Source organism: Bdellovibrio sp. ZFWA1 (genome assembly GCF_056175665.1).
Genome location: NZ_JBJKJH010000001.1, coordinates 940177 through 957783 on the forward strand (window position 1 = coordinate 940177; position 17607 = coordinate 957783).

The following is a 17607-nucleotide window of genomic DNA, read 5'->3' on the forward strand; positions in this document are numbered from 1 at the left end:
CCCCCTTTTAATCACTGCTCAAGTTGAACTCGAGCCGATTTATTCATGTAATAACCATTCTTGGCTCTAAAAATATATTTCGGTTTTTCGTAATCAGGTTCGATCATTTTACGCAAGCGCTTGATCGTCACATAGATCTTATTATCATGCACTTCAGGATCGTAAGGCTGCTTCCAAATATTCTCGACAAGATATTCTTTGGAATAAACAGTCCCTTGATTTCTAACGAACAATCGCAACAAGTCCAAAAGGATGAATTGATTCCCAAAATCAATTCGACCCAATTTACGCTCTGTGACTGTGTGATTGGTTTCATCAAAAATCAAGTCAAAGTTTGATTGTGAGTCTCCCCCAATTTTATCCGAGAAATTCTTCACAATTCTAGCTAGGCGTGGAGTATTTTTGGCATCTACAGACTTTTGCGCCAACTGGATATGTACACGAGCCATATCCTTGTCACCAAGTTCGTTGTAGACATCCGCCAAGGCAACCATCAAGTAAGTACCAGTCACTAGGTTTTTAGTAGTGCGCAAAACATCGTAGGCTTTCCAAATAACCTCAATAGCCTCGTCGTACTTTTTCATATCGACCAGAATGCTTGCGTTCAACATCAACGTAGAAACTTGAAGCTCTGGCAATTTATAGACTTGGAAAAACACTTCAAGATTGTAGATCTCTTTCAAAGCATCTTGATAACGATTCAATTGAGGAGTCGCATAAGCGCGCGCCAAACCAAAAATGGCATGGCAAATATCTTCTTTGTTATCCGATTGAAGAGCCAAGGATAAAGACTTTTGCAAGTACTCGAGTGCACTCTCAACTTGCCCTTTATAGAAAGAGCACATTCCAAGAGCATAGTAAGTCTTCGCATTTAACTCGAAGCCTTCTTTCAAAACCAAATCTTGAAGGTGCTCTTTGATAGCATTGATCGAACTAAACTCTTCTCTCTCGGCGTAGGCACGCAGCAGGTAGTTTTGAGAATTCAAGTATCCCGAGAAATTACGTTCAGCAAAAAAGCCATTAGCAGCCTCCAATAAAATTGGGACCGCCTTATCAAACTCACCGCGATCGCAGTAAAGCTTGCCGACTTCAAAAGAATGGTCTGCTGGATTCATATCACTCCAAACGAGCCTTTCTTGGCTCTGTTCAAGGGATACAGGTTTTTACAGATTGTTAGATTTTCGTCAACTTAACTCGGGGAAAGGTGCTTAAATATGGTGCAGCACCCAAAAAAAGCTAGGGGGCCTTTAAGCCCCCTAAGTATCGTCAGTTACAATTTATACTTGTTTAGTGATATACGGCTTGTCCCGTGTACTGTGCTTTGATGCCGAAATCTGGTTCTTTTTGGAACTTAAAGATTTCTTTTGGATTTTTAATATCCATCGCATTTACAAGTACTTGATCCACGTGGTCGACCAAAATAACCTTCAGATCCTTCAAGATTTCCTTAGGAATATCTTTCAAATCTTTTTCGTTTTCTTTTGGACAGATCACAACTTTGATTCCGCCGCGATGAGCCGCAAGAATCTTCTCTTTAAGGCCACCGATTGCCATCACGCGTCCACGAAGAGAGATCTCGCCCGTCATTGCCACCGTTCTTCGAACAGGGATTCGAGTGATTGCAGAAACGATCGAAGTCGTTAATGCGATACCCGCAGACGGTCCATCCTTCGGCACAGCCCCTTCAGGCAAGTGGATATGAACATCGATGTTCGAGAAATACTCTTTATCCAAACCAAACAATGGGCCACGTGATCTCACATAACTCATTGCTGCCGAACAAGATTCCTTCATCACATCACCAAGTTGACCTGTCACTGTGAACTTACCTTTACCAGGAATCACAGAAACCTCGACAACAAGAAGGTCTCCACCCACTTCTGTCCAAGCCATACCGTTGGTCAAACCCACTTCATTCTTATCCTCGATCTTTCCAAACTTATACTTGTGCGGGCCCAGAAGCTCGACAAGTTTTGCAGGAGTGACTTGATAAGTCTTTGAAGCTGTTTTTGCTTTGGCCTTTTTCGCCACTGCTTTGTCTTTTTTATCCGTCTTATTGCTATCAAGTTTGAATTCCTCGATAGACTGATTAAGAACGATATCTTTTGCAACTTTACGGCAAACGTTAGCAACTTGTCTTTCAAGGTTACGAACACCTGCTTCGCGAGTATAGAAACGAATGATATCGCGAATCGTCGCTTCAGCAATAGTGACCTTATAGTCTTTCAAACCATGGTTTTCCAACTGCTTAGGAACCAAGTAGTTCTTTGCAATATGGAATTTTTCTTGCTCGATATAACCCTCAAGCGAAATCACTTCCATACGATCCAATAAAGGACGAGGAATCGTGTGCAATGAGTTTGCCGTAGCAACGAACATCACCTTGGAAAGATCGTACTCTACTTCTAGGTAGTGATCTTGGAAAGTGCCGTTTTGCTCTGGATCCAAGACCTCAAGCATCGCTGCTGCTGGGTCGCCACGGAAGTCAGAAGCCATTTTATCAATTTCATCCAGAAGAACCATTGGGTTCCCCTTGTCCACTTTTCTTAAAGCTTGGATGATCTTACCTGGCATCGCGCCTACGTATGTCTTTCTGTGACCACGAATCTCGGCTTCATCACGCACGCCACCTAAAGAGATACGCGCAAATGAACGATTCAAAGATTCAGCAATAGAGCGAGCTAATGACGTTTTACCAACCCCTGGAGGACCGACTAAGCACAAGATTGGCCCCTTCATATCAGGAGCAATCGAGCGAACGGCAAGGTATTCCAAGATACGCTCTTTAACTCTTTCAAGACCCCAGTGATCATTATCCAAAATCTTTTGGGCTCTTTTTACATCATGAGTCTCTTTTGCATAATCATACCAAGGCAACGAAAGAACCCAGTCGATGTAGTTACGCACAACCGTCGCTTCCGCAGACATCGGCGACATCATTTTCAACTTTTTGATCTCTTTCATGACCTTTTCGCGAGCCTCTTCGCTCATCTTCTTGGCCTGAGTTTTATTTTCTAGTTCTGCAAGCTCTGCTTGGTAGTCGTCCTTTTCACCAAGTTCTTTTTGAATCGCCTGCATTTGCTCGTTAAGGTAGTACTCTTTCTGAGAGCGCTCCATTTGCTTCTTGACGCGAGTACGGATTTTTTTCTCGACCTCAAGAATCTCGATTTCACCTGTCATAAGATTTAACAGATGCTCTAGACGTTTGACTGGGTCGATGATCTCAAGAACATTCTGCTTATCTTCAAGCTTAAGGTTCAACTGAGCCACGATGATGTCAGCCAACTCTCCAGATTGCTCGATAGTAGAAACACGCATCAAGATTTCTGGTGGGATTCGTTTATTCAGTTTTACGTAAGTTTCAAAAGTTGACTTCACAGATCTAATCAAAGCCTGCGCCTCGACAGGGTTTGCAACGTCTTCAGAAATCACTTCGCACTGGACTTTGAAGAAATTATCGTTGTTTACGAAATTCCCAATCTTTACACGACGTTTACCTTCAACTAGAACTTTCACAGTTCCATCTGGCAAGCGAAGGAGTTGGATGATCGTTCCCAACGTACCAATGCTGTAGATATCCTTTGGCTCGGGATTATTGGTCTTTGCGTCACGCTGTGCCGCTAGAACAATGTCAGTCTGCTTGCTCATAGCCTCTTCCAAAGCATTAATGCTTTTTTCGCGGCCTACAAACAAAGGCATCATCATATGTGGAAAAATGATGAGATCCCTCAATGGCAAAAGTGGTAGTTCTTGTACTTTTCCCTCGCTCATATCCTCTCCTTCCCTGTCGGGTGTCGAGCTCTTCTGGGCATGAGACCCTGAAGCGGCGGAATCAGGTTAAATCCGTTCAACCTTTTTCCTAGTTCAATTCTAAACATGTGTACGAACGCAGAAAAGTAAATTGATGAATAAAAAATAAAATCCAGCCCTCGTTTGCCAAACAAAACTAGTCTTTCCTCACAATATGCTCTTTTCTTGGGCATAGAGTCCAAAGGGTGAATAAGTAAAATTTATTAGTTCCGAAATAGATGCTTATTGTGCTTTAATGAGACAGGTAATCAACAAATAGGAAATATTAGAAAGTCCTAATGATTCTCGTAGCTTAATTGGCCGATAAGGAAAGCATGGCGAAGTACACTCAGAAGAACTACCTCTCTTTGAAACTGCTGATTTCTACTTGGGCAGTCAGTTCAATGGCGACACTCGTCTTCACCGCCGTCCAAATCTATTCTGACTTCCAAAAAGAATATCTGAAGTTGACCGGAAATTTTGAGATTGTCGAAAAGTCTTATCTGCAGTCTATCGCCGAACATCTTTGGTCTTACGACTCTAGATTGATCGAAATTCAACTTGATGGATTAAAGCGTATCTCAGGTATTAGCTATCTTCATTTGCGTGATTCGACCCGAGATATTTACGTCGCTGGCACGTCACATCGCACAGAGCAAAATCATCGAACCTTTAAAATTTATCACAGTGAATCGAAAGAATTCTTAGGAACGCTCGATGTTGAAGTAGATATTGAGTCCCTAAAAATGAAGTACCTGGAAGAGCTATTTTGGATTTTCATTAATCAAGCAGCGAAGACTCTAATCGTCGTCTTTATCTTGTATTTCATCTTCAATCGCCTGGTTGTAAAACACTTAGTAAAGATCTCCTCTTTCCTATCTAAGCCCGATATTGAAAAAGACGAAAAGCTGACGATTGACAGAAAAAACAGCGACGTTCCCGACGAGTTAGACGTCCTGGTCGATTCAATTAATGCTTATCGCGCTGAAAGCCACGAAAAGATTTCTTCTTTAGCAAATTTAACTTCCGGCATCGCGCACGAAATTCGCAATCCTTTAAACTTCGTTATGAACTTTTCCGAAGTGCTTAAGGATTCAGTAAACGAACTCTCTAAGGCCCGTAACCAAGAGCAAGTCAGTCAAATCGCAACCGAACTTGCTTCAGTTTCAGATGCTATTATTAAACATTCTTCGCGAATTGACCAAATCGTAAAGACCATGCAATTTTTGGCGACGACTCCAAGCACAGCTTATGGGGTTGTTGATATCGAACAACTTATTCACGAAAGCATAAAAAATATTCGCGGCAAATACGAAGAAAGCATTCTGAAGGATCGCCTGCAAGTTGACCTAGATCTGCAAGATATTAAGTTCCGCGCCCATAAAAAACAGCTGTTAGTTGCTGTGGATAACATCCTGGATAACTCTTTTTATTCGCTAAAAAAGAAGTGCGAACGTCAGGGGCCTGATTTTAAACCGATCGTACGTATTCGTTCGGAAGTGACTCGCGACAAAATCAGAATTTCTTTTTGGGATAATGGATCTGGAATTGATATTTCCACTTTGGATAAAATTTTTGATCCCTTCTTCACGACAAAACCTACTGGCGAAGGCGCTGGCCTTGGCCTGACGATTAGTTACGAAGTCATCAAACGCCATGGCGGTTTATTGAAGTTGTCTGACACCGTTCGAAACGAGTATGCTCACTTCGTCATCGAGTTCCCAATTGAATCCAAATTAAATTTACGAGAATCCTAGGTTAAACATGAACAAGAATATCTTTTATTCTTTGCTTCTGCTGATTAGCCTTAACGTCAAAGCCCAGTCAAAAGATAATTTCGCCGCGATCAAAGACATTGCCATCGCCCAAGTACAGTTCTGTGGCCGAACAGAGGAATTCCCTCCGTATAGCTATTCTAAAGGGACTGCAATAGAGGGGTTCTCTGTAGAGCTTATACAAAATATTTTCAAAGAGGCCGATCTAAAAACCGACATCAAAGTGTGGCCATGGAATCGCTCTTACGAGGCCGCCTTAAGACAGAAAAATTGCTATGTCTTTTCAACATCAAGAACTCCAGAGCGCGAGAGTCAGTTCAAATGGGTTGGCCCGATTGCTACTGATACGGTCTATCTTGCAGCGTTAGCAACTAGTGCTCTAAAACCAAACACAAGCTACCAAAGCTTCAATAAGTATAAAGTACTTGGTTATACGGATGACCTACCCGTTAAGTTACTTCAGAAGAGTCAATTTGAAGTGATTGTTCCATCGTCTGAAAAAACTCGCTTTGAAATATTTAAAAGTGGCCGAGTTCCTCTTGATATTGTTACTAGCTCTAGTAAAGAAATAAATGAAAAGACCTATGCTTTTAAATATAAAATCCTTTCGAGGCTTTACGACACTGAATATTGGGCGGCATTCAACAAAGAAACCGACGATGTGGTCATTGCTAAACTGCAGGCTGCTTTAAATAAGTTGAAAAAGTCACCCAAGCACCAAGAGCTCATTCAAAAGTACCAATTGAACAAATAAAAAACCCGGGCTGAACCCGGGTTTTTTATTTTAAGCTGTTTCTTTCTTTTTACGTTCTTCTTCTTCGGCCTTCATTTCGGCTTCTGTTTTATAAACGATTGTCGGAGTTCCCCCCTGAGAAATCACCTTCGCATCAATGATAACCTGCTTCACATTCCCCTTACTAGGAACATCATACATGATATCCAACATCGAAGATTCAATAACTCCACGCAAACCACGAGCACCTGTTTTACGTTTGATCGCCTGCTGTGCAATTTCTTTCAATGCATCATCAGTAAATTTTAGATCCACACCCTCATACGAGAACAGCTTTTGATATTGCTTGGTAATCGCGTTTTTAGGACGAACTAGAATATCAATCAACGCCGCCTCATCTAAAGGATCAAGAACTGCAATTGCTGGTAAACGACCAATGAATTCTGGAATCAAACCAAACTTAGACAAATCGTCCGGCTCGACTTTACTTAATAAAGAATCGCCAGTTTCACGCTCTGAATCTGTTTTGATATCAGCAGCGATACCCATCGTTTTATTTGAAGTTCTGTTTTCGATAATTTTATCCAAACCAACGAAAGCCCCACCGCAAATGAACAGGATATTATTTGTATCAACTTGGATGAATTCTTGTTGAGGATGTTTACGACCGCCTTTCGGTGGTAAATTCGCTACAGTTCCTTCAAGAATTTTCAATAGTGCTTGCTGAACACCTTCACCACTCACATCACGAGTGATTGATGGGTTTTCAGACTTTCGCGAAATCTTATCGATCTCGTCCACGTAGATAACACCTTTTTGACATTTATCTACATCGTAATCTGCAGCTTGCAGTAGGTTTAGAACAACGTTTTCAACGTCTTCACCCACGTAACCTGCTTCAGTTAACGCCGTCGCATCTGCCATCGCAAATGGAACGTTAAGAATCCTTGCAATTGTTTGCGCCAAAAGAGTCTTACCAGAACCAGTGGGCCCAATAAGTAAAATGTTGGACTTTTGCATTTCAACATCTTGGCTCTTTTTGCCACCTGAAGAAGCATTAATACGCTTGTAGTGGTTGTGAACAGCCACCGCCAACGTCTTTTTTGCCTTCAACTGACCAATGACATAATCATCTAAGTACTCTTTGATCTCGCTTGGTTTTGGAACTTTAAACGTGCCTTTTACAGACGTCTCACGATCCTTTTCCTCGTCGATAATATCATTACATAGATCAATACATTCATCACAGATATACACACCTGGGCCCGCAATCAGTTTTTTAACTTCTTTTTGGCCCTTACCACAGAAACTGCATCTTAATGCGCCGTTGGTGTCTTTAGTACTCATCGTATTTCCTCTTCAACTTATTTTTTCAATTTACGTGGTTCAACGACATGATCAATCAAGCCCATTTCTTTGGCTTCTTGAGGATTCATGAAATAATCACGCTCCATTGTTCTAGCCAAATAATCGTAAGATTGACCCGTGTGAGTTTCATAAATACGAGTTAGTTTTTCTTTGGTTTTTACTAATTCTTTTGCATGGATCTCGATGTCAGTAACCTGACCGCCAAGACCACCGCCTGCCAAAAGTGGCTGGTGAATCATAATCCGAGTGTTCGGCAAAGAGTAGCGTTTGCCCTTTGTCCCAGCAGTTAAAAGCAATGAGCCCATACTTGCTGCCATACCCATACAATACGTTGCAACATCACATTTTACGAACTGCATAATGTCGTAAATCGCCAATCCTGCAGAGACACTGCCCCCCGGAGAGTTGATGTACAAGTGAATGTCTTTTTCTGGATTATCAACCTCTAAGAACAGAAATTGAGCGATGATGCTGTTGGCTACTTCATCGTTCACCTGCGAACCTAAGATAACAATACGGTCTTTTAGAAGTCTCGAGTAGATATCGTAGGATCTTTCGCCCTTGGATGTCTGTTCTATAACGTATGGAATTGCTGGCACTGCTGTCTCCTCTGTGAAGTCAGGTATTGGTCTGCGATACCTATCGGATATACGTGACAGGACTTAATGAAAATTACTTGGTACCCCCGAAACTGTATGTTAGGAATATTAACGCGCAATATAGCTTTTCCTTTCAAGGGGTTGATATGACTTTTAATTTGTTAAATAAAGATATCCAAAGTTTAAAATGCCAAACTTTGGTCGTGTTTTCTAAAGCTTCGTCTCAAAAAGATAAAGAAGCCAAAATTACTCATGCTGATCTAAACAAAAGACTTGCTGAAGTTGTTAAAGAAAAAACCATCACTGGAAAACATCTAGAGTCTGTTACTTTCCGCGACATCAATCACGATGGTTATCGCCATGTGATCGTCATCGGACTTGGAAAAGATTCTGATATCGAACACGAAAGCGTTCGCCAATCTTTCGCAGCGGCTTTCCAAGCAGCTAAAGCACTAAATGCTTCTGAAATTGCTATTCACTTTGACGGCGTTGCCACTTCTAAAACCCATGCTGCGGAATTCATGAAAGCTGCGGTAGAAGGACTTGTTTTAGCTTCTTATGTATTTGAAGAACTTAAGTCGACAAAAGCAGATCCAAAAGATGTTTCTTACCATATTGTTACAAAAATGGCGGATAAGGCTGTGAAAGCAGCTTTCGAAGAAGGTCTTATTCTTGCTCAGTGCACGAATTTCTCTCGTCGCCTTGGTGATATGCCAGGAAATCTTATGACTCCTGCGATTTTGGCTGAAGAAGCCATCAAGGCTGCAAAAGGTATCGCAAATCTGAAAGTTACAGCTTGGGATAAAGCTCGCATTAAAAAAGAACGTATGGGTGGATTACTTGGCGTTTCTAACGGTTCAGACCAAGAGCCTCGTTTTATCATCATGGAATATAAAGGCGCTGCCGTTTCAAAAAAACCACTTGTCTACGTTGGTAAAGGTCTTACTTTTGACTGCGGTGGTATTAGCATCAAGCCTTCTGCAGCCATGGAAGAAATGAAATACGATATGTGCGGTGGTGCAAATACTATCGGAACACTTCTAGCTATTGCTAAATTGAAGTTGAAAGTGAACGCCATTGGTTTAATCCCTGCGACTGAAAACCTTGTTGGTCCATCTGCAACCAAACCAGGTGATGTGCATACAGCAAGAAATGGTAAGACATTTGAAATCAATAATACAGATGCTGAAGGTCGTTTGATTCTGTCAGATGCTCTTTGCTACGCGACCGAACAGGAGCCCGCGGCGATTATTGATGTTGCGACTTTAACTGGAGCAATTGTTGTTGCACTAGGAAATACTCACACTGGCTACTTCACTCGCAATAAAGATTTTAAAAATAAAATCGAAAAAGCAGCTGAAGCTTCTGGCGAATGGGTTTGGAATATGCCATTGACTGACTTCCATGTTAAAGACATGAAAGGTACTTTTGCAGACCTTTCCAATATGTCATCTGGAAAAGGTGCAGGTTCTGCAACAGCAGCTGCCTTCTTAGAGCAGTTTGTTGGCGAAGGCATCCCTTGGGCACATTTCGATATTGCCGGCACTGCTTGGGCCGTGGGAAATCGCTTGAACTACTGTGGACCTAAACATGCTAGTGGCGCTATGCTTCGTACATTCGTCGAAATAGCCAAAGCTCATAAGTAATTGTAAAAATCACGGGCCGCGTAAATCGCGGCCCTTTTTATTTGTCCTCTTAAAAAAACTCATGTAGCCAATAAGCAACAAAGTGAGGGGGAGTCCTATATGGGAGATATAAAAGCACTACTTCAAGGTTTTAAGCTTTTTCGCAATCAATACTTTGTTAGCGACCGCAGTCTTTATGATGAACTCTCTGGAGGACAAAGTCCAAAAACACTGGTGATTGGTTGCAGCGACTCAAGAGTCGATCCCGCATTATTAACTCAAGCCAAACCTGGCGATATTTTTGTCATCAGAAACGTTGCCAACCTGGTACCTCCTTATGAAAAAGGGGGCGGTCTTCACGGGGTCAGTGCTGCCATCGAATTTGCCGTCCAAGATCTCAAAGTGGAAAACATTATTATCATGGGACATGCTCAATGTGGTGGGATCAACGCCATGATTAATGGCACCCATGATCACAAAAAATCTTTTATCGGAAAATGGGTCAGCATCGCAAAGCCAGCAAAAGCCAGGGTCCTTGCTGCAAATCCTGACAAAAGCTTAGCAGAATTGCGTTACGAATTCGAAAAACAAAGCGTGGTTGTTTCCCTAGAAAATTTAATGACCTTCCCATTTATTCAAGAGCGTGTTCAAAACGGAAGCTTAGAAATTTATGGTTGGTATTTCGATATGCAAACAGGTCATCTTTTAATTTGGGATGCTGAACAGGGAAGCTTCCAAAGTCACTTTGGTGACCTAACTGCCCCCCTATCAAGTATTTAAATCTACTTTAGGTGAATCACCAAAGGCTGCCCTAGAACTTCAACAACTGCTTGAGCATCAATATCAATTCGGGCACGCGAGCTACTAAACGCCATCTCTTTTAATACCCAAGTGTCAGGCCATTCGCCTGAAAGACCCGAAAACTCCCAAGACTCATTCGGGTATTCAGCAAATTGAAATTCACCATCTTGCGCTTGGCCCGTCATGATTTTTGAAAATGGAATATGAATGTACGCCGTCCGTGAAATGTCTCCGTCTTGAACACAAGGAGCCTTCAAACGCAAAGTGATCGGTGCACCAGAACTGGCCATGCCTTCGGCGAACCAAATCATTTCGATGCTCTCAAACTCTTCACAGGCCTTTTTTATACTCTCGTCCGAGGCCTTAAATAGAAAATGCCCAAAAGAGATCGCATAATCGGTCGTGCGAGTTTGAATCTTCAATCCACTTAAAATTCGCGCCCGAGCAGCGACAACTAAATCATCACCCTCATAGCGAGTTAGATCGAAATTTTTTTGAAGACTGGCAGGATTTCGATCATTTCCCAAATGAATATCTAATGGATTGATCGCAATAAGAGCCCCAATAGCAAAAGCCCCGACAAACACCAGCCACGGGCCCCAGACTTTTTTAGGCATTCAGCCTCCCTCTACATACTTTTAAGAATAGCACGAGTAGAGTCCTGAAAAATAACGCAAGAGTTTATAATTGGACCTAAGTCGCAGAAAGCAAAGTGATACGCATCTTTTTAAACTTAAATGTGAACTCCCCACAGTCCAAAACTAAATGCAGCTGCATATCGCCCTCGAGTGGTCCTGGTAAGGGAATATTTAAATGCTGATCGCCATTAAATAGAAAGTGCCCATCAAGAATAGTTCCATCACAAGGAATGCGCCCCGAGGCTTCTTCAATTGTGATACGAGCCTTTCGGAAATCAGATTTCGTTGGCAACCACTCTTTGCGTTCGTTAAAAAAATGCAGATGGGCCACAGAGAAAATAAGGCTGACTTCACAGCCAGAAAACTCGGTTCTTAAAATCACCGAATCATTCAGTGCTAATTCCACAGTTTCTTGGGCATTCATATTCTAATAATCTCAAAGTTCCCCGCTAAACCACAGATAACTTTCAGCAAAATTAGAAAAAACTTATGAATTTCTCAGTTCGAGACACTCGCCGCTTTGTGGAAACTACCAAATGAGACAGCCATCTCTTGCGCCTCTAAGGCAATAGCTAACAGACCCAACTTTGCAGACCAACCATAAACATTCTCGGCAGGACAGCCAGACGTATTAATCGCAAGATCACTGACACAAAGTCGCTTGTAGACCGCACCTGGACTATTCAAACTTTCGGTTGAAGACTTTTCAGCATGAGTGCGTAAAAAACCACCAACAAGATTGCTGCCTACCATGTAAATCACCGGCTCTGCAGAAGCCCCATCAGCTTGAACAATCGAAGGAATGCCTTCTTGAATAATCACCTCTTCGACGTCACGTCCGCCCTTAGCGGCCTTCATTTTTTTGCGAGCTTTATAGGTCCAATCTAAAACTTCACTGCCCGAGCCAACGCGAATAACAGCCAAACCATAAGTGCCTGCATTGTTCTTTACAAAAACAAAAGGCTCTTGATTGATGCCTCGGCGTTGATAGTCTTTCTTCAATCGATCGATCATTGCATCTACTCGTTGGGCCAATTCCTGACGACTAGATTCCGAATTGATATCGAAGTTTTCGAAGAGTTCGGTCTGAACACTTAATGTGAATGGATCAATGCCGGCAACTTTAGCGAACTCTTCAACAAGACTATTATAGTGTTTAAAATACGTACTCTTCTTACGACGATACCAGCCTAACTCTCGGGGGGGATTCACATCCCACTTCAAAGTTTGGGACCACTCTTCATAGGGATTCGTGAAGTCGTTGTTACTGATAATTAAATCAGGATTAAATTCTTTAAAAAGTGAGCTTGTAACAAGAGCAGAATAAACGAGAACTTCTTTCCCGGAAGCAGAGGTCATTAATAGCGGAGAATCTAATTCTCGAGGAATGGCAACCCGAACCTCGCGACCTGTTTCTTCGATTAATGATTTGATCGCATGCACATTGTCCCAATAAAATGGATTGCCGGTATGCTCTTCGGTCACTAGCAAAATTTTTGAATTGGGAACATGGCCATAATGAAGTTTAAAGTAGTTTTCGAAAAGCTCTGGAGCATTTTCTTTGTCAGTTGGGCAAATATTGTTAAATCCTGCAGGATATATATTCGCATCAACGTTAGAGATCTTATAGCCCGAATCACGAATATCGTAGCTAGAGTAAATAGGATAAGCCAATTCCCCAGATTTTTTATCAAACCACTGACAAATGTCGTTCATCTTTTCTAAAGTTTGTTTATGTAAAACCTGCTGAATCATATTTATTCCTATAGATTTGGGTCTTCAGAAGTAGGGACCATGCGCGGCTCGTACGCTTCGGGCTCTTCAAAGTTAAAATTCTTCTTCAATGAATTTCGGTCTTTTGCTTCATCTGTCAAGCCCATGGTCGCTTCTGATTTAAACGCCATTAAACGTATAGTCTCTTTTAAAGTCGAAACATACTTATAAAATTCTTGTTCGCCTTTTTTATAAGCTGCTCCACCCAAAGGCGCATAAAGTTCAGCATCTGCTAACAAAGAAGTAAGTGCCCCGCCAGCCTTGGTTTTTGCTTCAGCTTCGGCACGTGTGTCCGATTTCATTCTTCTTAATTGATTTAATAGTTCTTGATAGTTTTCCAACAGAGCCTGTTTGGACTTCGTCGACCAAGTTTCATCTTCTAGCTTCAAACTTTTTAAATGATACACCTGTACGATTCGCTGCGCATCAACAGTGGCTAAAAAGTTATCATTACCAAGTTGCTGGGTCGAGACCCGCCCCATGTTGTAATAAGTCTTAGCGACCCATTGGCGATCAAACCCCAAAACTTCAATCGATTTTTTTAGCCCTCGATCTGCTTTTGCTAGCCAATTTAATGATTCGCTACGTTTTCCCATACGGCTATACAAAACGGCCAACCGAGCCGGAATTTCAGCAAGCGCAACTTCTTCAGGTAGAAAATCTGCCTGGGCATTGGCTTCGAACAATGTCGCCAAAGTCTGCTGATCATCCCCCAAGCTTTCATAGACATAACTCATTTTATAACTTGCTAGTGCTGCCATGGGACGGTTCTCTGCAAACCCGAGGTCTCTGAGTTTGCGCAAAATCATTAGGGCTTCTTGGCTTTTGCCTTGGCCTTCATAGGCATCGGCCTCTCCGAATTTCGCTTTGGCCCAATATTTTGAATTTGGTTTTTTTCCAATAAAATCCTGGAAAAGAATCAGTGCCTTATCAAACTGACCAGCCGCTAATACCTTCTGTGCATTGGTGACTTCTGACAGCTCTAAGGTCTCTTCGAATCTGCGCTTCTCGGCCTCTTCTTGAACCTGCTTTCCAGCACAACCCAAAAACCCAATCGCCAAAAATCCTATGATAAATAGTTTCATAATTCCTCTGATGGAATGTTTAGCAATTCACTTAACTCCACCAAAGATTTTATGTCAGAAACTTCCCCCATCAAATCAGGAACTTTTAAAATCGAAAGTTCCCTACCTAGACTTTGATCGAAGTTGGCATACAAAAGTTCCCGATCAGCATAGTAAGATTTCAATTTTCCAAAGTAATTCTGTAACGGACTGGTCGGTTGATCTTTTTCCGCAGGATCTACCTTTAGCCAACTTGGGAAAGCTCTATTCACAATCAAAGTTCTTAGATGATAACCGCCCTTGCGAATTTCTTTTGAGAAAAATTCGGCCTCCTTAAGTTTGGCCTTATCAAAGGCCGTCACCAAACAAAAGTGAGTACGCGGGCTGACTAACAAGCGATGAGCCGCTGTCGTTCTGTGTTGTAAACGTGACTGCCATTTTTCGATACTAATAAAAAAATCCGCAAGTTCGTGAACAAAGCTTGCTCCGGTTAAAGACTCTAGAACCTTTAATACCTGCTTAGTCCCCGCATTTAAAATATTAGCAAGAAGGCTTTTCTTTTTACCTTCGGGATCTTTAAACCATTGAGCGATGCCTTCGTTAAACAGTGCTGCTAGTTTTTGAGGCGCTGCTAAAAAATCCAAAGCATGCTTAGTCGGCGGCGTATCTAAAATTATCAGGTCAAAGCTTTTACTTTCATAACAAGAATAGAGCTTTTCAAGCGATGTAAACTCTTGAGAGCCCGAAAGCCCCGTGCTGAGTTGTTTGTACAAACGATTTTGCAATAGCTTCGTTGCAGACGAATCTTTTCCCGCCGCCCGCAATACAAACTCGTCAAAAACTTTTTTATGTTCTATCACTCCAGCATAAAGAGCCCCGGAAAATTTTGCACCCGGCACTTCAACAATATCACTGTGGCCTTCAATCCCCAGTGTTTGTGCTAAACGCTTAGCCGGATCAATCGTCAGCACTAATACTCGCTTACCCGATTGGGCTGCTCGAACGCCCAAAGCCGCTGCCATTGTGGTTTTTCCAACGCCACCACTGCCGACACAAATCATAACATCACAATCTTTAAAGATATTTGGAGTCGTCATAAATTGATCTCGCTAGCAATGAGTTGCGCTAATTGTTGTGGTTCAGACTCGAAATGCAATCCAACAAGGCTCTTCTTTGCATGATTAGGTAAAAAATGGCTCATGGCTTGCTCTTGTTTTGATAACTGAAATTTCAAGTACTCGATAAACTGCTGCATCGAGCCCTCTGCTTTTGTTGCGGAAAGCTCTTCAATACTCATTGGGGGATTAATTTTTTTATTCACAATATAATGGGGCTCGATACCAAACTCGGCCTGCAGGGTTCTTCCTAACTCGCTGGCCTCTTTCAGGGGAAGCTCTTCGGGCAACGTCACAATATGGTAGTGGCAAAGTTCCAAGTTTTTTAATGCTTGATCGATAGATCGACTTTGATCACCCATCGGTCCAAACTGAATTGCTTCGGCCATCCCTCGAGCCGCTCGCATCAATGAAAGAAAATGTCCCGTAGCATATCCATCCACCACGATAAAATCGTAGTTAAGTGCGGGTCCGTGCTTTCGATAAGTGCTTGTAAGTTTGCCCATAATGGCCAACTCTGGAAGAGCCGGGGCCACATTGATGAAGGTTCGCATCACAGGATTTTCAAAGAACAGCCGAGTTAAAGTTTCTACTTTGATCAGGTGTCTTGCGTACTCGCGCAAGCACTCGGTCCCGGTCCATAAAGCTAAATCGAGATTGTCTTTGATTTTTAAGGGCTGGAATCCAATTGTTTGCCCTTGGCTCTCTAAGTCTAGAAGATCTTGAAAAAACGAATGATCGCCGAGTTCAACCAATAAAGTCTTGTATCCCTGCCGGGCCCAGTCTTGAGCCATCGCAAAAGCCACCATCGACTTTCCGACGCCCCCTTTTCCTGTCACAAAATGAATTCTTTGCTGCATTTTACTTCCCAATACGCTCAAGTATCCCCCAGCCTGATTTAAGACACATTTCGCCATGCATTAAATGCTTGTCTTTAAAGCATCACTCTGACATTATCCCACGGTTTAACGCGTTCGCGTAACAGGAGAAAATACCATGAAATCCAATCTAGAAAAGGTTTCTACTCTTTCAAGAAAATTGAACGTAGAAATTCCCGCAGGCGATGTTCAGAGCTCTTTCGCAAAAATCTTCCAAGGCATTCAACGTGAAGTTGCTATCAAAGGCTTCCGCAAAGGAAAAGCTCCATTGACAACAATCAAATCAATCTATGGCGACCGCGTAAAAGCAGACGTTGCGCAAGACTTGATCCAAAAGCACTATGCTCAAGCTTTGGGTGAGCACAATATCGAACCAATCAGCTACCCTGAATTTGAGTTTGAAGATCCAACTGAAAACAAGGATTTTTCATTCACGGCAGTATTTGATATCCGCCCTGAAGTAACTTTGAAGAAGTACGAAGGCCTTGAAGTTGCTAAAGAGAAATTCGCTGTTGACGAGAAAAAAGTAAACGATGTTCTTGAAAACATCCGCGCATCTCGCGCAAGTCTTGAAGATGTAGCGGAAGACCGCGCAACTAAAAACGGTGACGTAGCTGTTATCGATTTTGTTGGCTATGTTGACGGCGCAGAGCTTGAAAATGGCGCAGGCACAGATCACCACCTTGAACTTGGTGCAAACCAATTCATCGAAGGTTTTGAGGCTGGCGTTACTGGAATGAAAAAAGGCGAATCAAAAACTTTGAACCTTAAATTCCCAGATCCATACCACGCTGCAAATCTTGCTGGAAAACCAGTTGATTTCAAAGTAACGGTAAAAACAATCAAGGCAAAAGTTCTTCCTGAGTTGAATGATGAGTTCATCAAAACTTTGGGCGGCCCTGCAAACCTTGAAGAACTAAAAAAGACAATCAAAGAAGATCTTGAGCAAGGTGAAAAGAAACGTATCGAAGATGCTTTCAAAAACCGCCTTTTGAAAGCTCTGGTTGCTGCAAACCCAGTTGATGTTCCACCATCATTGATGAAAGAACAGAAAAACTCATTGATTGAAGATTTCAAAAAACGCATGACTGAACAAGGCATGGGACCTGCTGATTTCGAAGCTTATGTTGAAAAGTGGGATTCTGATTTCGAAAAGACAGCTGCAGAAATGATTCAGTCATCATTCTTGATCGATGCTATTGCTAAGAAACATGATTTGATCTGCAAAAAAGAAGACGTAGACGCTAAATTTAAAGAATACACAGAGCAAACTGGAATCGAAGAAGCTCGCATCCGCGAATTCTACGGTCGTCCAGAGCAGATGAGCCGTTTGACTTACATGATTACAGAAGAAAAAGTGATTGCTCACTTGAACTCGACTGTAAAAGTTAAAGAAGTATCTGCTGAAGATCTTAAAGAAGAAATGAACTAAGACTTCAAAACAAAAAA

At 42.1% G+C, this 17607-nt stretch carries 15 protein-coding genes; 5 read left to right on the top strand and 10 right to left on the bottom strand.

Features of this window, described 5'->3' with window-relative positions; all coding sequences use genetic code 11:
• Positions 1–11: 11 nt before the first annotated feature.
• Positions 12–1115, bottom strand: coding sequence for a winged helix-turn-helix domain-containing protein (locus AC04MN_RS04475; RefSeq protein ID WP_475381987.1), 1104 nt, complete (start codon positions 1113–1115; stop codon positions 12–14).
• 172 nt (positions 1116–1287) lie between these two features.
• A complete protein-coding gene (lon, locus tag AC04MN_RS04480; RefSeq protein WP_475381988.1) occupies positions 1288–3771 on the bottom strand; it encodes an endopeptidase La in 2484 nt (827 codons plus the stop codon).
• A gap of 353 nt (positions 3772–4124) precedes the next feature.
• On the opposite strand from lon, the gene AC04MN_RS04485 reads away from it, so the two are divergent.
• Positions 4125–5546: a sensor histidine kinase gene (locus AC04MN_RS04485; RefSeq protein ID WP_475381989.1), complete on the top strand. Its 1422-nt coding sequence runs from the start codon at positions 4125–4127 to the stop codon at positions 5544–5546.
• Positions 5547–5553: 7 nt separating this feature from the next.
• Positions 5554–6318 (top strand): substrate-binding periplasmic protein, encoded by a 765-nt coding sequence (locus AC04MN_RS04490; protein ID WP_475381990.1) that lies wholly within the window; start codon positions 5554–5556, stop codon positions 6316–6318.
• Between the two features lie 30 nt (positions 6319–6348).
• Here the strand turns inward: AC04MN_RS04490 and clpX are convergent, their stop codons facing one another.
• Both clpX and AC04MN_RS04500 read right to left on the bottom strand, forming a co-directional pair.
• A complete protein-coding gene (gene clpX, locus AC04MN_RS04495) occupies positions 6349–7644 on the bottom strand; it encodes an ATP-dependent Clp protease ATP-binding subunit ClpX (protein ID WP_475381991.1) in 1296 nt (431 codons plus the stop codon).
• Between the two features lie 17 nt (positions 7645–7661).
• A complete protein-coding gene (locus tag AC04MN_RS04500) occupies positions 7662–8264 on the bottom strand; it encodes an ATP-dependent Clp protease proteolytic subunit (protein WP_475381992.1) in 603 nt (200 codons plus the stop codon).
• 146 nt (positions 8265–8410) lie between these two features.
• Here AC04MN_RS04500 and AC04MN_RS04505 point away from each other — a divergent pair, with 146 nt between their 5' ends.
• Both AC04MN_RS04505 and AC04MN_RS04510 read left to right on the top strand, forming a co-directional pair.
• Positions 8411–9910: a leucyl aminopeptidase gene (locus tag AC04MN_RS04505; protein WP_475381993.1), complete on the top strand. Its 1500-nt coding sequence runs from the start codon at positions 8411–8413 to the stop codon at positions 9908–9910.
• A 99-nt stretch (positions 9911–10009) separates the two neighbouring features.
• Entirely contained in the window at positions 10010–10669 is a 660-nt protein-coding gene (locus AC04MN_RS04510) for a carbonic anhydrase (RefSeq protein ID WP_475381994.1), read from the top strand.
• A 2-nt stretch (positions 10670–10671) separates the two neighbouring features.
• Here the strand turns inward: AC04MN_RS04510 and AC04MN_RS04515 are convergent, their stop codons facing one another.
• From AC04MN_RS04515 to AC04MN_RS04540, 6 genes are all read right to left on the bottom strand, one after another.
• The gene (locus tag AC04MN_RS04515; protein WP_475381995.1) at positions 10672–11307 is read right to left on the bottom strand and encodes a hypothetical protein; all 636 of its coding nucleotides are present in this window, start codon (positions 11305–11307) and stop codon (positions 10672–10674) included.
• Between the two features lie 76 nt (positions 11308–11383).
• The gene (locus tag AC04MN_RS04520; RefSeq protein WP_475381996.1) at positions 11384–11752 is read right to left on the bottom strand and encodes a hypothetical protein; all 369 of its coding nucleotides are present in this window, start codon (positions 11750–11752) and stop codon (positions 11384–11386) included.
• 74 nt (positions 11753–11826) lie between these two features.
• Entirely contained in the window at positions 11827–13083 is a 1257-nt protein-coding gene (gene gshA, locus AC04MN_RS04525; RefSeq protein ID WP_475381997.1) for a glutamate--cysteine ligase, read from the bottom strand.
• 8 nt (positions 13084–13091) lie between these two features.
• Entirely contained in the window at positions 13092–14186 is a 1095-nt protein-coding gene (locus AC04MN_RS04530; protein WP_475381998.1) for a hypothetical protein, read from the bottom strand.
• Positions 14183–15262, bottom strand: a complete 1080-nt coding sequence (locus AC04MN_RS04535) for an ArsA family ATPase (RefSeq protein WP_475381999.1) — start codon at positions 15260–15262, stop codon at positions 14183–14185. Before AC04MN_RS04535 ends, AC04MN_RS04530 begins: the two co-directional genes overlap by 4 nt.
• Positions 15259–16140 carry an ArsA family ATPase gene (locus AC04MN_RS04540; protein WP_475382000.1) on the bottom strand — a complete coding sequence of 294 codons (882 nt, stop codon included), beginning with the start codon at positions 16138–16140 and terminating at the stop codon, positions 15259–15261. Before AC04MN_RS04540 ends, AC04MN_RS04535 begins: the two co-directional genes overlap by 4 nt.
• A 136-nt stretch (positions 16141–16276) precedes the next feature.
• On the opposite strand from AC04MN_RS04540, the gene tig reads away from it, so the two are divergent.
• Positions 16277–17590, top strand: coding sequence for a trigger factor (gene tig / locus AC04MN_RS04545; protein WP_475382001.1), 1314 nt, complete (start codon positions 16277–16279; stop codon positions 17588–17590).
• Positions 17591–17607 lie beyond the last annotated feature (17 nt).